The organism is Nocardia sp. NPDC052566, assembly GCF_044547285.1.
Lineage (GTDB): Bacteria > Actinomycetota > Actinomycetes > Mycobacteriales > Mycobacteriaceae > Nocardia.
Window position 1 is genome coordinate 887,415 of the sequence record NZ_JBIUAF010000003.1, and the last position, 18,374, is coordinate 905,788.

Genomic DNA, 18,374 nt, shown 5'->3' on the forward strand with positions numbered 1-18,374 from the left:
TCCGACGCGCTGCGCCGACGTCGGGACGACTTGCTGGTGGCCCTCACCGAACTGCCGCCTGGCCAGCGAGAGCTGAGCGAAGCCCTGCTGCTGAGCGGCAGGTCGATCGACGAGTTCGTGACCGCGGAGCGCGACGACAAGTATTGGCGGACCGTGAAGTCGCGCGCGTTCCGCAGGCTGGCCGAGATTCTCACCGGGGAACGGGAGATAGGCGGGCGGCCCGCGCACAGCACGGCGGACCGGATTGTCGAAGACGCGCGCGAGAGTTCGCGCGAAGCGGTGGACACGTTGATCGCTGAGATGCCCGGCAAGACGGGTGATTACAACCGAATGCACTTCTTGGAGAAGGCGCTTCCAGACGAGATCGCAGCGCGGATGGGCGGACTGGATCCACGTGGGCTTGCCTCGCTCAGGTATCGGGCCGTGCACCAGCTGGTCGCGGATTTGTCGGGTGCCGGGCGGATCACGCCGGATCAGCGGCTGGCCTTGGTCCAGGCCGCGCTGAACGACAACTCGGCGCAGGCGCGGGCGCACACGCGGGCGGCGATGGACAAACTCACCGAGGGGCAGCAGGAATCCATTGAACTCGGGGTAGTGCTCGGGCTTTCGCCCGCGGAGATCGCGAAGGCGTCGCACCGCACCGAGGATGCGGTGCGGGCACAGTTGCGCAGCGGGATGATCCGCTTCCTCGAGGAGATGCGACGGGTGCGGCTCGACAATTCGAGCGAATCGGTTCCGTCCCAGCAGGAATCGCTGTCGGACGCTGCCAACGAGGCGTTGCGCCCGATCGCCGAGGGCAAGGTCGAGGTCGAGGCACTGAGCTCTGGGGATGAATTGGGATTCGTCCAGCTCCGGCACCGGCTGGTCGTCGCGGTTCTGCGTTCGGGGACGGTCGCCGAATTCGGCCCGGAACATCTCGCGTTGAACAGAGTGACCCAGCACGATTGGTTTGCGGCCACTCGCGAGCTGGGGCGTGATGAGCAGCGGATCATCACGCTGCGGGTACTGGAAAACCAGCCGACCGCCGAGGTGGCAGCGGTCGTGGGCCGGTCTGCGTCCGCTGTCGACTTGTTGGCGCATAACACATTTCGCCAGGTGCTGAATGGGCTCGTCCCGGGTCTGGGCGACCTTGTCACCAAGGAGCCTGCCGAGTCCCCGAGTCGTCCCGAGCCGCCGACCGGGCACAGCGAACCGCTGGTCGAGGGTGGACGGGCGACGTTGGGCTCGTGGGAGCCCACGCAGCCGCCGGAATATGTCCGAGGGCCGATTCGCGATCCCGAGCTGGTGCCATTCGTCGCGCTGTACGAGACCAACCACACCGCGCTGCATCGCGCGGTGCGCCTCCTGACTCCTTCGGAACGCGAGCTTTTCGAGCCCTGGTTCTATCGGGGCCACACGTCCGACGAGCTGAGGTTCGAACTGAGCCTTTCCGAGGGCGCGCTCCGTGCCAGGCAGCGGAGCTCGATCAAGTCGCTGAAGCACCTGCTCGCCGACGAGTTCGCGACCCCCGCGACGCCGGACACCGTCGCGCCGGGTGGTTCGGCTCCGAGTCGAACCATCGAGAGCCCGGTGGAACGCCCGAATTCCGCCGTGGCGCATGGCACCTCAGCCGGACGAGGCGCAGGGATGGAGCCGCGGCTCGCGGACGCACTGGACCTGCCGGAACGGAAGTCATCCGCGCGTGCGCGTGGTAGCCGCCTCGGCACCGTAAACAGGTACGGCACAGAGGATTCAGGCTACGGCGGGCAACCGGGCGATCGCCCGAACCGAGTACCTGGTTCGGATGTGAGTCCGCGGAACGGGCTATGGTCGCCCGAAGCGTCGACAGCAGTCCCTGCCCTCGGGGAATTGCTCGACGGTGGTGCCGCGGTCGCGGAGTCACTGTTCAACGGCGGAACCAAGGACTTCCGGATCGAGGTCACGGCGACCGAATCGGCGCCGGATCGGTTGGCGATCTCGTTCGCAGTCCATCCGGTCGGTGCCGAGTCCGGCCACGCGGCCGTGGTGTTCGGGCGCGACAATGGCGCCAACACCGCACATTTCGAGGTCGGCGCGTTGGGTCCGGCGGCGCCGAGAGTGGCCGCAGCACTCCGAGAGTTCCACGAGACGCTCGAGCCGTGGCTGACGGAAACGAATGTCCGATTCATCGGTGGCAGGGGTGAACCCGCGGATCTGACGGTTGGCAAACCCGGGCCGGACGGGCGGCCGATGCCATCGCAGGAGCGTGCACGCGACGCGGAGGTCGCCCAGCGCTGGCTGGGTGAGCAGCTGCGCGAATCCGGCTGGCATGAGCAAGATCTGGTCGACACTGTGCAGCGCAATACGGCGGAGTACACGACCACCGCGCTGGATGCCACCGGTGACCGGGTGCGGGTACGGATCTGGCAGTTCGGCAAACCACAGGCGCAGACGCTGCTCGTCGAGGTGATCGACACCAGCCGTGACGGCCGGATCGCCGGGGCCGTATCGGATTCGGCGGGTATTACCAAACGCGCAGGCGGCCAGTCGAGATGGTTCGTCACCCAGCAGGCGCCGCACGCCGAGCCGCCTGCCGACGGCCATGCGGCGTTGCTCGAAGGTCAGCGCGAAAGTACCGAGACGGCCGAACAACCCGTTGCGGATCAGCGTGTGCCGGAGCTGCCGGAACCGGCCGAAACTCCTGCGGCGCAGCCGGAACCACTGGTGGATACCGCGAATACACCCGTCGCGCTATCAGGATCCATCACCTCCGAGGTCGTCCAGGTCGGCGGCAAATATCCCGAGACAATGGCCGGATTGGTCACAGCCATCGACCCGGCGAGTCGAACCAATCCGGAAGAGGTTGTCACCGAGGACGGGAAAAACGAATACACCGCATCGCTGGTACTGCGTGCGACCGACGCCTGGGGACCGGGGCATGGTGATCTGGCGACGGCTATCGGAATCCCTTACCCGTTCATGCTCCCCATCGAGAGCAACGGCTTCAGGGTGCAGGCGCACATCCAGTACCGCGAATACGACGATGGGTTGATCGAGGCGCTGGTTTCTTTCGATCGTGACAACCCCCGCCATCCGGACTTCGCCAACGTCCAAGGGATGATCGAAGCCGCCTTGCGTGACCGGTTCCCGGGCCGGGCGATCAGCCTGCATGTGACGTACGAGAACGGCATCGGCGGCAATTCGTACTCCACGGTTCGCAAACTTCCCCCGCTGCCTGCACCCGAGCGGCAACATCTTCCGGAACCACCTGCGCCTATCGAGCCCGAAGCCGCACCCGAAGCGGTGTCGGACAGGTCAGGGACGATGGTCGTGCGCCAGCACAGTGATATGGGCGGCCGAAACAACGACCAGCTCAAGGGCATTGTGTCGGCTGTAGAGAGCGGCCAGGCGGTGGTGCTGCACGCGGTCGAGGGGCGGGTGCTGGAACACCGGGCGTTGTACGAGGCGACCGGCGCTCCCGAAACGGTCCGCATCGAACGTGATGGTTATGCGGCGGACGTCCAGATCCGCTACAGCGTCGCGGGCAACGGCAAGGCGCACGCCTTCGTCATCTACAAACAGCCCGACGTGAACGATGTCAGGCACGCTGAAATCGCCGAGTCGATCGATGCCGCGCTGCGCGATCGGTTCCCCGGTGCGGTCATCGGCGTCACCGATATCCACGACTACGGCGATGCCTCGCCGCACGTGGAGCGGGAGTTGCATCCATCGAGCGAGCCGGGATCGGCCGAACCCGCGAGTGCGATCGTTGCCATTCCGGAGCAGCGCAGGCGAGCTCTGCAGGATTACGCGGATCGCAATGATCTGCTGGTCTATGCCCGTCCGCCCGAATCGAGCACGGTGCTCGACCACGAATTGTTCGATGTCAGGCACGCGGACGGCAGCCGGTTGGCGCCGCACGAGAATTTCCTGCTCATCGATCAGGGGCGCGATGGCGCACCGGTGGTGCGGCATTCGCCGCTGGCGCAATCGAATCCGCAGTCCGAGAGTGCCTGGAACAGGTACGTCGAACTGATGGATCGATATGGTCGAGGCGGCGAGCCGCTCGTGCTGTTCCGCCCTGGGCGGGAGCCGGTTCCGACCCACGTGACCCCCGCGGAGCGTGCCGAGATCGCCCAGGACCGAGCCCGGCAGTTGGCTCAGGCAAGAAGAGGCGCACAGGCACTGCTCGATCAGCTCGCCGACGCGCCCGACATGGCCGACGCCATCCAGGAGTTGCGGGGCCAGATCGCCGACCTCGACGCGATGATCGAGCGCAACGCACCCGAAACGGTACTGTCCACGACCGAACCCAGTGAACGACCCGATCCGCCGGGCGAGCATGAGCGGCAAGCGCTTCCGGAGTCTTCCGATCACGCGGCGCCTACCGCCGGCGCTGCACCCGACGCGTCAGGTGAAGGCGCCGTACGTCCAGAATCGGTGCGTCAACCCGCGCCGCGCGCAATAGATTTCGCGCCGGAGAACGCCGACCCCAGGTTGGCGACGGAGTTGGATACGGCTGCTCGCACCCACATCGAAGGGATGGGCGGCCAGGCGCAAACCAGCCGGATCGGGCTTGTCGACGGGCAACGGGCTCGCGTGGTCGTCGTCGATTGGCGCGGTGCGGACCACGACAGCGCGCTGACCGAGGCGCTCGATCGATCTCCCGAACTCGCGATGGCACTTACCAGGCCGGGGGCGGAATATCAGTACGTGACAGCGTCACTGGACCACCAAGGGCGGGTTCAGCTGATCGAGCAGTCTCCGCGGGCGCTGCGGCAGGCCGTGATCGAATCCGGGTACTGGCAAGGGACCGAGCTGACGTACTGGCAGGACCGTGACGGGTATTGGCGTGCGGTGCCGCAGGATGTCCCGCTCGACCGGATCCCGCCGCCGCTGTCGGGGCGCGATCTGCCCGCGAATCATGTGATGCACGAGCGTTATCGCGGTGAGAACGACCGCGATCCGTCGAGCCAGTCCTGGGTCCACTACATGTCACCGGCGGAGTTGGCGGCAAGCCGACTGTTCGCCGGGCCGGACGGGCGCTTGTACAGCGCGGCGAACGGCAAAGCGTTCGACGGCTCCCAGACTGTTTGGGATGGCTCGTCGGCCCACTGGGCGATGTATGTGGTGGACAGCAGCGGCAATATGTACGGCGACACCAGTGCGGTGCCGGGGGAGCCGCGCCTACATCATTCGTCTTTCCTGCGCGGGGAACCGGTCGCCGATGCCGGTGAGGTGCGGGCGATCCATGGACGGGTTGTCGCGCGGAACAACAAGACCGGGCACTATTGGTCCGCCACTGCGTCCAATGAGCCCGCACTGCAACGGATTCTGGACCAGGGCCTGAAGCCGGTCCACGAATCCGCGTTCCTGGACGCCGATCGGACGCTCGCACCGAGTGCGGTGCTACCTGTGCCCGAAGATCGAGACACCAGTATCGGACGGCTGTTGCCGGAGCTGCACTCCGCCGAGGTCGCCGGCCAGGATCCCGTCGCAGTGCTCCGTCCCGAGGAGTACTGGGAACTGGTCACAGGTAGCGAGACGCCGAGCCACCTGCACCGGATAGCCAACGAGCGGGAAGCTGCTCGCCGAGCACTCGAACAACTCGGAGTCACCGGCAAACCGGTACTCGGCGAAAAGTCGGTGCTGCGGTGGCCGGGCCGATTCGACGGCGCCATCGCCAGTATTCCCGGTTATGCGGTCGCGGTCGTTGTCCCCGCGGATCAGGTTCGGGCCCTCGGCGTCGACGTCGCCCCCAACGAGGCGATGTACGCCGACGCAGAAGAGCTGGTGCCGCGGGAGAAGGAGTGGTTGCACGAGGCCGGACAACGTGGCGACGGCGTGGAGTGGACCCGGGTGGTGTTCTCCGCCAAGGAAAGTGTGCAAAGGGTGTGGTCCTCGCTGACCGGTCGCAACCTCAGTGAGCACGAATCACACATCACCTTCGACCTCCAGAACGGCACCTTCCACGCACGGATTCTCGTGCAGCACACGCCGCACTCCGGTCCCCCGGTGGCGGAATTGAGGGGTCGCTTCCTCGTCGAGGATGGTCGTATTCTGACCGCGGTCACGGTCGCGAACGAGCCAGGCGTACTCGAGGTACCCGACCACGACGCGACAGCGCCGACCACCACAGCTACTGTGCCCGAAGCGGAAACCGGTTCTGTCGTCGAGCGATTGATGCCGGGGATGTCCGCCGCCGAGGTTGTCGGCCGGGAGCAGATCACCTCACTGTTTCCCGAAGAGCGCGCGCTGATCAACCCCGTCTCACCGCCGCGTACCGTGCAGGACTTCGTCAACGGACGCGTCGCCGCTCATCGAGCATTGGCCATGCACGGCGTCAGCGACTTCCCGGTGCTGCGTGACGGACGGTTGCCGCGGTGGCCGAATGGCTTGCACGGCAGCATCACACATACCAATGGCTACGCCGCCGCCGTGGTGGTCCGCGCCGAGGATGCGCGTGCCGTCGGCATCGATGCGGAGGCGAATCGCCACATTCCGGTCGCCGATATGGTCGGTGGGCGCGATGCGGAGAAGTACTGGGTGCGCGACATGCTCGAGCGCGTTCCCGGCATGCCGTGGGGTTCGCTGTGGGCCTCGGGCAAGGAAAGCGTGTACAAGGCCTACTACCAGCTCACCGGAGAGCGCATCAAGGTGCGCGAGTCGTGGCTCACCTTCGAGATCGAGCCCGATATGTACGACGGAACGTTCCAGGGCATTTTCGACGTGCAGGTGTTCGGCGACCACCCGGGGCACGACGGCTTGCCGGTGACCACGATGTTCGGCCGGTTCCTCATCGAGGGCGATTTCGTCATCACCACGGTCCTCGTGCCACACGAAAGCGCGCCTTCCGTAGCGCAGGCCACCCTCCGACCGGCAGCGGCCGAAGTGCCGACCGAAGGTGTGATTCCGCACAAACAACCGGCGACGCACGAGCAGCCGCCGCGGCGCAGCGGCCGAAACATTCCGAATCCGGCTGTCGCGAATCCGAATCCGTCCGGGCGGTTCGACCCGGGGATGGTCACCGCGAACAATCCGCACGGTGACGAGACGAGTCACGCGTTCGGGCCACGGGCGCCCGGCGCCAACCGAGGCGCTTCCGCCGCCGACCCCGGCCGGGCGTTCGGTGCACGGAAAGACATTGCGGTGCAGAAGGATTTCGCCGCTGTGGAGCACGACTTGGCCGCGGAGGTCACGGACACGCTCGACCATCTGCTCGACGTACACTCGAAGGTCGATATGCCCGGACTGGGCGTGGAGCGGTTCACCGGAAGCCACACGGGCAGGGTGGCCAAGCTCGACCTTGGCTACGATCCGGTATACGACCGTTTCTACGTCAAGGCCCTCGTGCTCAACGCCGAGTACGTCGGCACGCCGGAACTATTGCGCCGCACCGTCCGTGCGCAGATCGAATCGGGCGCGCTGCGCGGCGATCCGGATCGGCCGGTGGCCTCGGTCATCACCGGAGAATTCGGCAGGGCACTGGCCCATACGGTGGGTGACGCCGAGAGCGCGGCGGCGTTCGTCGCCGTGGAAATGGATCTCGCGCCCACCGAATCCGAGCGTGCCGAGCACGCACGTCAACTGAGCATGCTCGATGAGCTGGAGACCGAACGCGGCACCCGCGCATCGGACATGGTCGTGGATGGCGACGGCTCGGTGGTGCGTGAGCGATTCGATCCGCAGTTATATCTGACCGGCGAGGATCTCGCCCTGATCACCCAAGCGAATCTGGGCATCGAACTCCCGAGGCTGGAGCGCGCGAACCTCATGCAGGCTCGCGAACATACGCAGGCGCTGCACGACATGCTCGAAGCGCATCCGTATGTCTATGTGCGCGAAGGCGGTATGCCGAGCGAGAACCCGTACGCAGCACCGCGAAGCGGTGTTCCGGACGTGGAGATGCGGCTGAAACTCTTGAATTTGCAAGGCTGGGTGGCGTATCCGCATGCGCTGGCGATGCGTGCGGAGTTCGCCACCGATCTCACCGTCCACCCGGGGAGGACCTATGAGGCGACGGTGCGCGCGTTCGCCGACGCGATGGTCGTGACGGGTCAGTGGCACGCGGAATTCAAGGCACTCGACCTGTTGCGCGGATTGCACGAAGCTCCAGGCGCGCCGATGCCCGCCTCGGATTTCGGCGCGTGGCTGCACGCCTGGTTCGACCCCGAGTTCTTCCATCCGACAGGCGATCTGGATGTGCGCAAGGCGCTGGTCGAGGCGTTCGTCAAGGTGAAGCTGGGGCGCGGGACGGCCATCGATACCGCGCTGCACGACTTGGTGGTGGCCGAGGCGGTGGACTGGAACCTCTACGATCCCGCGCCGTATCCGGAGATGACGCCCGAACTGGCTGCGGACCTGGCAACCAAGCAAGGCATCGGTGCGTCGGTGAAGGCCGATCTCGGCGTCACGATCATCGGACTCGAATGGCGCGATCTGACGGTGGACACGGCACGGCAGATCGAGCAGGCCCTCCGTGTCGCGTACGCGCGCGATCCGCGCAGCCACGTCGATGTGGTCGCCGTGGAGCCGATGCTCGATGAGAATCAGCGCTCCGACACCCACTGGGGGGTGGACGAGGATGGCAAGGTCTATCTGAAGTTCGTCCGGCTGAACATACGAAATGTGCTGAACCTCGAGGGGTACGTCCAGCGGGTGACCCAGGACATGCTGAGCCATACCAGAATTGGTTTCCCGGACGCTCCGGTCTACGGGGAGCTGCTCCGAGAGTTGGTCAGGCAGCAGCACCTAGAGGTGAATCACCACAATTGGCCGTCGCTCAAAGAAGCGGTACGGCAAGAGGCGCTGGACGTGCTCGAGGCCACGTACCTCGAGAACCCCGAACCCGGCGGCTTCGATCGCTGGTTGTATACACAGCTGACCAGGAACAGCTTCGACCGACGCGGGGTGTTCGATCTCGAGCTGGCGAATATCGAGGCCGATGCGGCGGTGCAGCTATATCCCGACCACGCCAACGCCGCCCAGCGTGCCCTGCATGATCACCTGTGGAACCTGATCGCCGACGCACGTGCGGCCGAGAGCGCGGGCAGCGCCGTCGCGGTCCGTGAGAATCCATACGACAGTGGGATGTTCCGCACCATGCGGACCCAGGCCGAGGTCGCGACCGCGCTGTCGGGTCGATACGAGGTCGATGTCACCGGATTCGACACGGCAGCCGTCGAAACCACCCGCCAACTCGCGGAGGCGGTCGAATATCTGCGTGGCACGAGCGAGAACCTCGTCGTCCGCGCGGTGGACGTCGCACAGCTGGACGAGTCAGTGCTGGCGTCCATCACCACCGAGGTCGACGCCGACGGCAAGGTCAGCGCATCGATCACCGTGAACGTGAAGCACGCCGGTGAGCCAGCGCTCACCGGTTCCTCCTGGGCGAACCCGAGATCCGCTGCGGCCTCGACGCTTCCGTCATCCCGGCCGGTATACACCGGGATCGTGCGCGCGCTCCGCGGCGCCGTGGAGAACGCGGGCACGGGGCACCGCGAATGGCTGGTCCCGCGACAGGAAGGCCGTCCGGCCATCGAGCCGGTGCGCGACGTCGATCCCGCACCGAATGCGCGGGCCGAATCCGAACCGCCCCGGCGCGGTGAGCGCCGCGGCGCGGGGATGGCGCCCAGCGTGGAGGACGCGCTGGATGTGCGCCGTCGGCCGCGCTCGACACGTGCGGTTGCCAGTGATCTCGGCACGGTAAACCGTTTCGGCACAGAGGATTCCGGCTATGCGGGGCAGCCGGGCATGCCGGAGCCCGTGCGGAGTTCGCGCCAGGGCGAGCCGCTCGTCGAACGACTGCTGCCTGATCTCGGCGCGGCCGAGATCGTCGGTCGTGATCCGGCGGCGGCGTTGCTGCCCGAAGAAGCCGCGCGACTGGTGAAACCGGATATGGGCGAGCTTCCGCTGCTGGAGTTGACGCACGGTCGTACGGTCGCGCACCGGGCGCTCGCCGCGCTCGGCCATCCGGAAAGCCCGGTGCTCCGCGATGCGGGCGGCGCGCCGCTGTGGCCGGACGGCGTGGTCGGCAGCATCACCCACAAGATCGATCTCACCGCGCCCGACAGGGCAGGCTACTTCGCGGCGGTGGTCGCCGACGCCGGTGAGGTCCTCTCGATCGGCATCGATGCCGAGGACAACAAGCCCATGCCGAGCCGGAACACGCTGCGCGTCGTCGCGCTCGCGGACGAACTGGCCTGGGCCGCCGATATCGGCACGCACGGTGATGTGCACTGGGGCCGAGTCCTGTTCTCCGCCAAGGAGAGCGTCATGAAGGCCGCGTACCCGCTGCTCGGGCGGCTGCCCGACTTCAAGGAAGTCCGGATCACCTTCGACGTCGACCTCGAGGCCCCGCACACCGGCACCTTCCGCGCCGAACTGCTGGTCGATCACCCGGCCGCGGCCGAAATAGCCCGCGCCCAGGGATGTTTCACCGTCGAAGGTCAGCGCGCGCTCACCTCCGCGGTCGTGCCGCAGCCGGATTCGCAGGCACGCCAGCCGGTCCAGGATTCAGGTCAGCCGGAGCGAGCGCATGAACCCACCGTGCCTGCCGCGCGCCCGGCTGAACCGACGTCGGATTCACCTGCGGCGCACGAGCCCACGACACCGGACCCGCTGCCTGCCATCGCGATTCCGTCGGACGCCGCCGAATCCACCGTCGGACAACTGAATCCGGCGCTGTCGACCGGTGAGTCCATCGGGAATCAGCCCAGTACTTCGTTGCTGCCCGAGGAACGGGCGCTGATCGAGGAGCAGTGGCAGGCGAAGCGGGTGCAGGACTTCACCAATGGGCGCGCGTCGGCCCATCGGGCGCTCGCCGCGGTCGGCTATCCCGATACCCCGGTGCTGCGCGACGGGAAGCTGCCGCGGTGGCCGGAGGGCCTCATCGGCAGCATCACCCATACCAAGGGTTACGCCGCCGCGGTCGTGGCTCCCGCGCAGCGGTTCCGATCCGTTGGCATCGATGCCGAGGCGACCAACGTGCGGGCGTTGGACAGTCGGCACATCGCGGGGGAGCAGGAGCGGGCCTGGTTGGACTCGATGTTCGACAGCGCTCCCGAGGTGCCGTGGGATCAACTGTGGGGCTCGGCCAAGGAAAGCGCGTACAAGGCGTATTACCAGCTGACCGGACAGGGCTTGAAACTGAAACAGTCCGTCATCGCCTTCGACGTCGAGGCGAGTTCGCTCAGCAGCGGCCACATCAGGGGCACCTTCAGCGTGCAGGTGCGGGCCGATGCCGCGATCGTGGCGGAGCCCGCGGCGCCGGTGATGGACGGCCGATTCGTCATCGAGAACAACCGCGTGGTCACCATCGCGACCATCCCGTACGAGACATCCGGTGAGCACACCGCGGAACTCGCTGCCGCCGAACCGATGTCGGAACCTGAGGGTGCGACCGAGTCGGCCGCGGCTCCCGCACATCCATCGTTCGACAGCGCGACCATCCGGCGGGCGACCGATGAGCAGATACAAGGATGGCCCAGCCACGCCGGGTGGGGCACGGAACGGCTGAACGACCACATCACGGTGTTCACCCGTCCGAACATCTTGCGCCCGAGCGAGATCGGCACCGTCGAGATCCTGATCGTCGCCGAGCCGGGAGGCCATCGCGCCGTGGTGTCCCAGCTGGAGCTGCTTGCTCCGAAGTACGCGGGCGCGCATCGGCGCCACATGCTGGTGTTCATGGAGGCGACACCGGGTTCCGACGGTACCGCGCGGCTGCGTTATCTCGATGACAGCGATTTGCCCGAAGACCTTCGCAGACCAGATCTGGTTGCGGAGCGAACGCCAGCGAAGACGCCCCCGCCGGATCCCGTCCAGCCGGAGCTGCCACCTGCCGAAGAGGAGCCCGCGCCGCCCGCGATGGATATACCGGCCGAGGCGGCCGGACCGGTGCGCGACGCGCTGCGCAAGACCGATGCGGGCCGGTGGGCGCTGCGCACCCTCGATCGGCTCGAGGTGCGGGTGCGGTTCGACGCCGCTGTCGCGGTTACCGTGGATCCGGCCACCGGCCGGAAGTCCGTTCCGCGAGCGGGAATCTACGATCCCGTGACCAATTCCGTCGTGCTCGACAGCCGATCGAGCGCCGAGGCGCACGCGGGGAAGCTGACCGAGGTGGCGACGCTGGCGGAGCGAGTACACGACGCCGGTCCGATCGACCCGCTGAAGTTCTCGCGCGAGGAGTACGAGCGGATCATGCTCGACCGGCACGCCGACGGTTTCGCTCGCCATTTCTACCACTTCGAAGAGGTGAACCGGCCTGGCGCGAAGCGCGCGCGGGGTTTCAACCTGCCGGATACGGTGACCGGGCACCGGATCGGTCTGGAGGATCCACTCGGTGGCGCCTACATCGATGCTTTCCGCAGCGCTCAGTCGACAGTGCGGCTCGCCTTCAAAGAGCTCGCGACCGATCACGCCTCGGCTGTCGATCGCGCGGCCCATCTGGCCGCCGCGCGGGTGGTGCGCGCCAATCTGGTCGATCTCGGCCCGCTGATCGACGGCGTCGATCATGGGCAGTTCTATCGGGCGGAATGGGACCGTGCGCGCGGTACGGAGTCACCGAACGGGATCGGTTCCACCGCCGCGCTCGGCGCCGACCTCGTGCGGCCACTCGACACCCCGGTGCGGCGCGAGATCCACGCGCGCGCGGTCGAAGCGCTGGCCGGCCTGCGGGAAATGGGACGGTATGTGCCTGTCGCCCCGGCGGAATGGGCGTACGCGCAGGCCTATGCCGCGGCGTACGACAAGCACTCCGTCAGGGCCGCGCTGGCCGCCGACCCGGAAGCCGTCCGCGTGCGGCGGGCGAGCGCGGCCGGGCGTGCGGCGATCCTGCGCCATCTGGAAAAGGCCGCGTTGGAGCAGGCCGATCGGAAAAAGCGCCAACTGGAACATGCCGAGTGGCAAAAGGCCGAGCGGAAGAAGGAGGCGCTGGAACGGGTCAAGCAGCGGGAAGCCGAGCGCAAGAAGGCCGATGCGGAACTGGTCAAGCGGGAAAAGGCCGAGCTGAAAAACGCCGAACCGGAAGAGGTCGAACGGAAGAAGGCCGAGCTGGCGCAGGCCAGGCGGGAGCGGGCCGAGCGGGAAAAGCTCGAGCAGGAACAGGCGAAGCAGGAGAAGGCCAGGCTGAAACATGCCGAACGGGTGGTGGCCGCGCGGGACAAGGCCGAGCTGAAGAGGGCCGAGCAGGACCTGGCGGAGGTGAAAAGGGCGGGGCTGGAGCTGTCCGAGATCGAGGTCGATTTCGCCCGTTCCGCGGGCGAGCGGTGGATCGAACCGTGGGAGCGGCCCGCTGCCGACGAGGCGAAACGCGCTGTGGCCGAGCTGAACTCAGGTAATGCGCGGCCGCTGGCCGACAATGGGGTTGTCGAGACGGAACTCGACGTGTACGTCAGCGCGCGAGAGAAGAGAACCGGTCAGGCCGGACGTCGACTGACCCCTCAGGTCGTCGCATTTCCGCCGACGCAGTCACACCACATCGAGGATCTCGTGATCGCGGCCGCACCGGGCGGGCACCTCGACGCCCTCGGCGATCTGCAATTGACGTTCCCGGAATACCTCGGTGTGATGTGGCGGGGCGAGCACGGTATCGAATACCAGCAGGTCGATCTGCGGCCGGACGGTGCCCGGCAGATGTGGCAGATCGCGCCGGATCGTGCCGAGGGGCCGTTCCGCTACCCGAGCTTCGACGAGGCCTTGGCCCATCTACTCGGCCGCTCGCTCGACTACCGCTCGCGGGCCATGACGCGCGAGGGAATCGACGAATGGATCGGTCATTTCGGTGCGAAAGCATTCTTCGAGTCGACCGAGAGCAGAGCCGGCTCCCTCCAGGATGGCTTCCTCAGAACAGGATTCGAGCGCTACGAGAACGACAAGACGCTCGTCGAGCCGAACCCGGCTGTCGATGCGTATCGGCTCTACACCCGCCAGATCCCGCTGCCGGGTACGGAGGGGCCCGCCATCGATCGGCCGACATCGCAGTACCTCCGAAGTCGGATCGCGCTGCCGAGGTTCAGCTTCGACATCTGGTTGCAGCACGACGGTGCAGGGGGCTGGCAGGTTCCGCCACCCACCGCCGAGGGCACCGCCTCTGATGTGCTTGCCCAGCGGTTCAAAGGCATGCGTGGCGCGAACCCCACGGAGCTGACGGACCGGCTCGCCCAGATTCTGCTCGACGGATCGATCGATATCCACGACCTCCGCCTGCTGGACCAGGCGCCGCCGCAAGGGCCGTCGGTGCGTGATCGGCTGGGGCGCTTCGCTCGCCACATCCCGTTCAACGTCTTCGCCCCGTACCCGGAGCCGCCGCCGCGGCCCGATCAAACCCTGGCTCGCCCGGTGCGGCAGCGGACGTTCCGCAACGAGATCGAAGCGGCCGCGGCAGGCGAGCAACCCGGCCCCCGGCCGGATATCACCCAGGCGCTCGACGGGCACGACACACCGCGATCGGCGCGCCGTCGTGCGGGTGAGCTCGGCCAGGAATACATGTTCGGCCCCGACGGCACCAGTTCCGCCCCCGGGCCACGCAGGTCGTCGGGCAGTGGCGGCGTGCCCGCTGACCCCGGTGCCGGATCGACGGGTACCGGATCGGGCGAGTTGGATAGGCGCGCAGGGGTGCTGGAGCGCGCCCGTGCCCGTCAGGATCAAGCGGCGGCGTCGCTGCGGCAGGCGGCCGATTCGCTGCACCCGCCGATGCGTCTGGCGGAACTGGCGGACGGGCGACCGGAGTTGGCGCGGTTGCGGGCCGAACACGCCGATCTGCGTGCGGAACTGACGAAATTCCTCGATGAGGAGGCGATCTGGCGTCTGCGCTCGGAGGAGTCGCCATCGGTGTTCGCTCGCGTGCGCGACACGATGTCCGCCGAGCAGGTCGAGCGCGGGATCGTGACCGCCGATCGGTATCGGGAATTGGGGGCACTGCTGGCGAAGGCCCACGACTATCACGTGGCGGATGCGCGCTATCGCGCACTGGATGCCCGGCTCTACCGACTCGATCAGCGGGCGAACGATATGTCGCCGGGCCAGGGTGGAGTGCGGCCGACCGGAAAGCTCGTCGCGCATCCGCTGGAGACGAATGTTCCAGTCGTGGTGACGGATTCGACCGCTGGCGTCGTGACGGGCGCGCGCTGGAACAACGGCGCGCTCGAGCTGGACGCGGTGCATGCGTGGGGCGCGAACCACCAGGACCTGTTCGAGGCTGCCGGCGGGCACCGCCTGGTCGAGATCACCAGCGACGGCTACACGGTGAGCTGCGATATCCGCTATCGCGAACTCGACGAGGAGAACCTCGTCCACGTCTTCCTCGGCTACGACAAGCCCGACGTCCGCCAACCCGGCTTCGCCACCATCGACACGATGATCGAAACCGCCCTCGTGGACTACTTCCCCGGCCGGGTGATCGAGATCTTCGACACCTACGACTTCGGCTACGCCGAGCTGGGCCCTGTCGAGTCGAGGAAACTGCACGCGCCGAGCGCGCAGCACCCGACGGAACATGCTGCTGCGGAACAAGATGTCGCGGAATCGATGCCGGAACCTGGCGAGTCAGAGGGTGTACCCGATCACGTGGGATCGTCGGACGGCCAAGTGCCGCCGCCTGATTCGACCGCCGGCGGTGAACCGGGTGGGCCCGGCTGGCGGGTGCTGCGGATGTCCGAGGTCGAGATCGGACGGGAGCTCTACCACCGGCCCGAGGTCAGGCGGGCCGCGCTGGCGATGCTGGACCGGCAGCTCGAGGTCGCGCGGCACCTGTTCCCCGAAGCGACGCCGGAGCAGATCCGGCTGTCGCTGTTCGCCGACGGCAACGAGCTGTGGGGCGGCATGGTGCTGCCTTCGACGCCACTGGAAGAGCTACGCGCGGACGGGAATCTGCGCGAGCTGATGGCGGCGGGCCTGAATGCGGCCGTGCGCAACGCGGAGGTCCCGGAGAATGCCGTCGGCACCACGCTGAACGAGGGTTTGGCTCGCCTGCTCAACCGGTCGGACTGGGCCGAAGAGGCGGGCCGGCTCGGGCTGAACACGCACGCGCTGGCCGCGATTCGCGCGTCGGTGCACGAGGCCCATCCCGGTGTCCCGATCAGCGGTGCGCAGCTGCGTGATGTGGGACACCTGGTACTGCCCTCGGTCAAGGACTCGCCCGTTTTCGCCGAATACCACAGCAGGAACGGCGCCACCCGCAGCCGCGGCGACGATATGGTGCGCAAGCACCTGACCGTGCAGGATTTCGCGCTGCTCGGGCAGCCGCTGTCGGAGCGGGAATTGGCCGCGGTACGAGGTGAACTGCGCGCCTACCGGATCGACCAGCTCGAATCGGAGCACCCCCTCCCGCGCGACGCGCGCGGTCGCGTCGATGTGACCGCACTGGAACACCAGCTGCGCGGCGCCGACAGCACGACGAAAAATGTTCTGCCGCTGTACATCTACGACGACTACGGTCACCGCATAGTTGATGGGTCCGGGAATGCGGTGGTGGAGAAGGTGCTGGTGTACCGCGACGCCGGACCGGTGGATATCCGGACCGCGCTCGGCCTCGATCCGAATCGTTATGCGGTGCCGCTGACTTGGCGGCGCGGCGAGGCACTCGTCGATTTCGTGCCGGAGAGCGACTACTTCCGTCAGCTAGCGGTGGAACGCGGCATCCCGATCACGGCAGGCCCCTCCGGCACCGCCGCGCGCTGGATGAAGATGTTCGACATCATCGCGCCGCGCGGGGTGTCACGGCGCGACTTCCAGTCCGCCGCTGTCGCGTTCATGCTCCCGCACGACCACACGCTGTACGAGATCGAACAGGGCTTCCGCCTCGTCGGTCCAGGCCTGGTCGCCGAATCCGTCTTCCCCGGCGCGAATGGCGATATCACCGCGCTGTATCAGGGTGTCCGAACCGAACTCGATATCCGCTCGCCGGAAGTCGATGCCGCACAACCTGAACCGCGGCCCACAGCGGAACACGGCGACGCGGGATCGACGGTCGATCGCCAGGAACGCTGGCGCGCGGATCAGTACCCGACAGTGCCCGAGCTCCGAGCCGCGGCGGCGGAGAAACTCGGCATGGAAGTGCTCGGGCTCGATCGCGATGGGCTGGAACTACCTTCGCTGCATGCGCACGTGCAGGCCCTGTACGACGGCCTGACGGCGAATCCCCAGATCGATATGGAGCGCTCGGACATTTGGCCGATCGGCAAGGCCGAGTACGACGTGGTGCTCGGCACCAGGGGGACCGAGCACGACGCGGCGCTGTTCGTGCGGGGAGCCATCGTCAACTCCGACCTGTTCGCCGGTAAGGAGCCCGCGCGGGCGTACGACGCCACGATGCGGGCGCTCGGTGTCGCGAAGGTCCTCGCTGGGCGCTGGCGGGCCGAGGCGGCGGCGATGCCGACGTTGCGCGCACACTACGAGGCGAACTTCGGCCCGGCCGAAGGTCCGATGTTCACCAAGTGGCTGGAACGGAATTTCGGTACCGACTGCCTCGATCCGCACCATCGGCTGCTCGTTCGCGAGGCGTTGGTGCGGTCGTTCGCCGCGGTGCACAGCGGCCGAGAGACTACCGCCGGACATCGGTTGCTGAGTCGGGTACTCGACGAGCAAGCCGAAAGATGGCATCGCCGCACCGCTTACGAGCCGCGCACCCCGGTACCTGAGGATCCGGCCGACAGTGCGGCGCGGGTCGAGCTCGGTGAAGGCCTGCACGCCCTCGGCATTCGCACCGCGGGTCTCACTATCCCCGGTGTGCGTGATGAACCGGTCGTCGCCTTCGTGGAGACGATCAAGGACATGGGTTGGCACGACCCGGGTTACAAGCCGGTCGAGGCGGTGGTCGGGCCGCTGCCGGACGGTGTCCGCATGAGCACCCAGCTGATGACGGCCGCCGACGGCAGCATCGAGATTCTGCGCATCACCCTCGGCGAGCAGGTCGCGATCAACCCGGAGGCCCATCAGCAGACGATGATTCGGCTGATATCGGAGGGAAAGATCGCGGGAGATCCTGCGCATCCGGTGGTGACGGACACCCTGTACGAGGTGTTCAACGGCATGCAACACACTGCGGGACTGCGCAGTTCCGCTGAGGTCGAGCGGGCCGACTACCTCGCCGCGATGAACGAGCTGATGGACGCGTGGGGCGAATCCGGTGCGCGGCAACCGTTCCAGGAATGGCTGCATGCCGGTCTCAGCGGCGACAGCTTCGACGCCGATCGGAATCTCGTACTGCGGCGCGCGTACTCGGAGGCGAGCGTGGCCGCCACGCTGTATAGCGACCGAATAAGCACGGCACAGCAGGTGTTGCACCGGCGGCTGATGCGAATACTGCGCGATGTGGCCGCTCGCAGACGAGCCGCGCGCTACCAGTCGCCCCCATGGCTGGAGGACCAGTGACGCGACGCAGATACCGAACACGGAATCGTCCCGACCCGCCATAG

The 18,374-nt window shown here is 67.1% G+C and carries 1 protein-coding gene (only partly in view); it reads left to right on the forward strand.

Annotation, left to right across the window (positions count from 1 at the left end):
- Positions 1-18,330 carry the 3' portion of a 4'-phosphopantetheinyl transferase superfamily protein gene (locus ACIG5A_RS17915; RefSeq protein WP_397241308.1) on the forward strand. It extends 17,943 nt beyond the left edge of the window, so only the last 18,330 of its 36,273 coding nucleotides appear in the window; its start codon lies off the left edge, out of view; the stop codon is at positions 18,328-18,330.
- Positions 18,331-18,374: the final 44 nt, after the last annotated feature.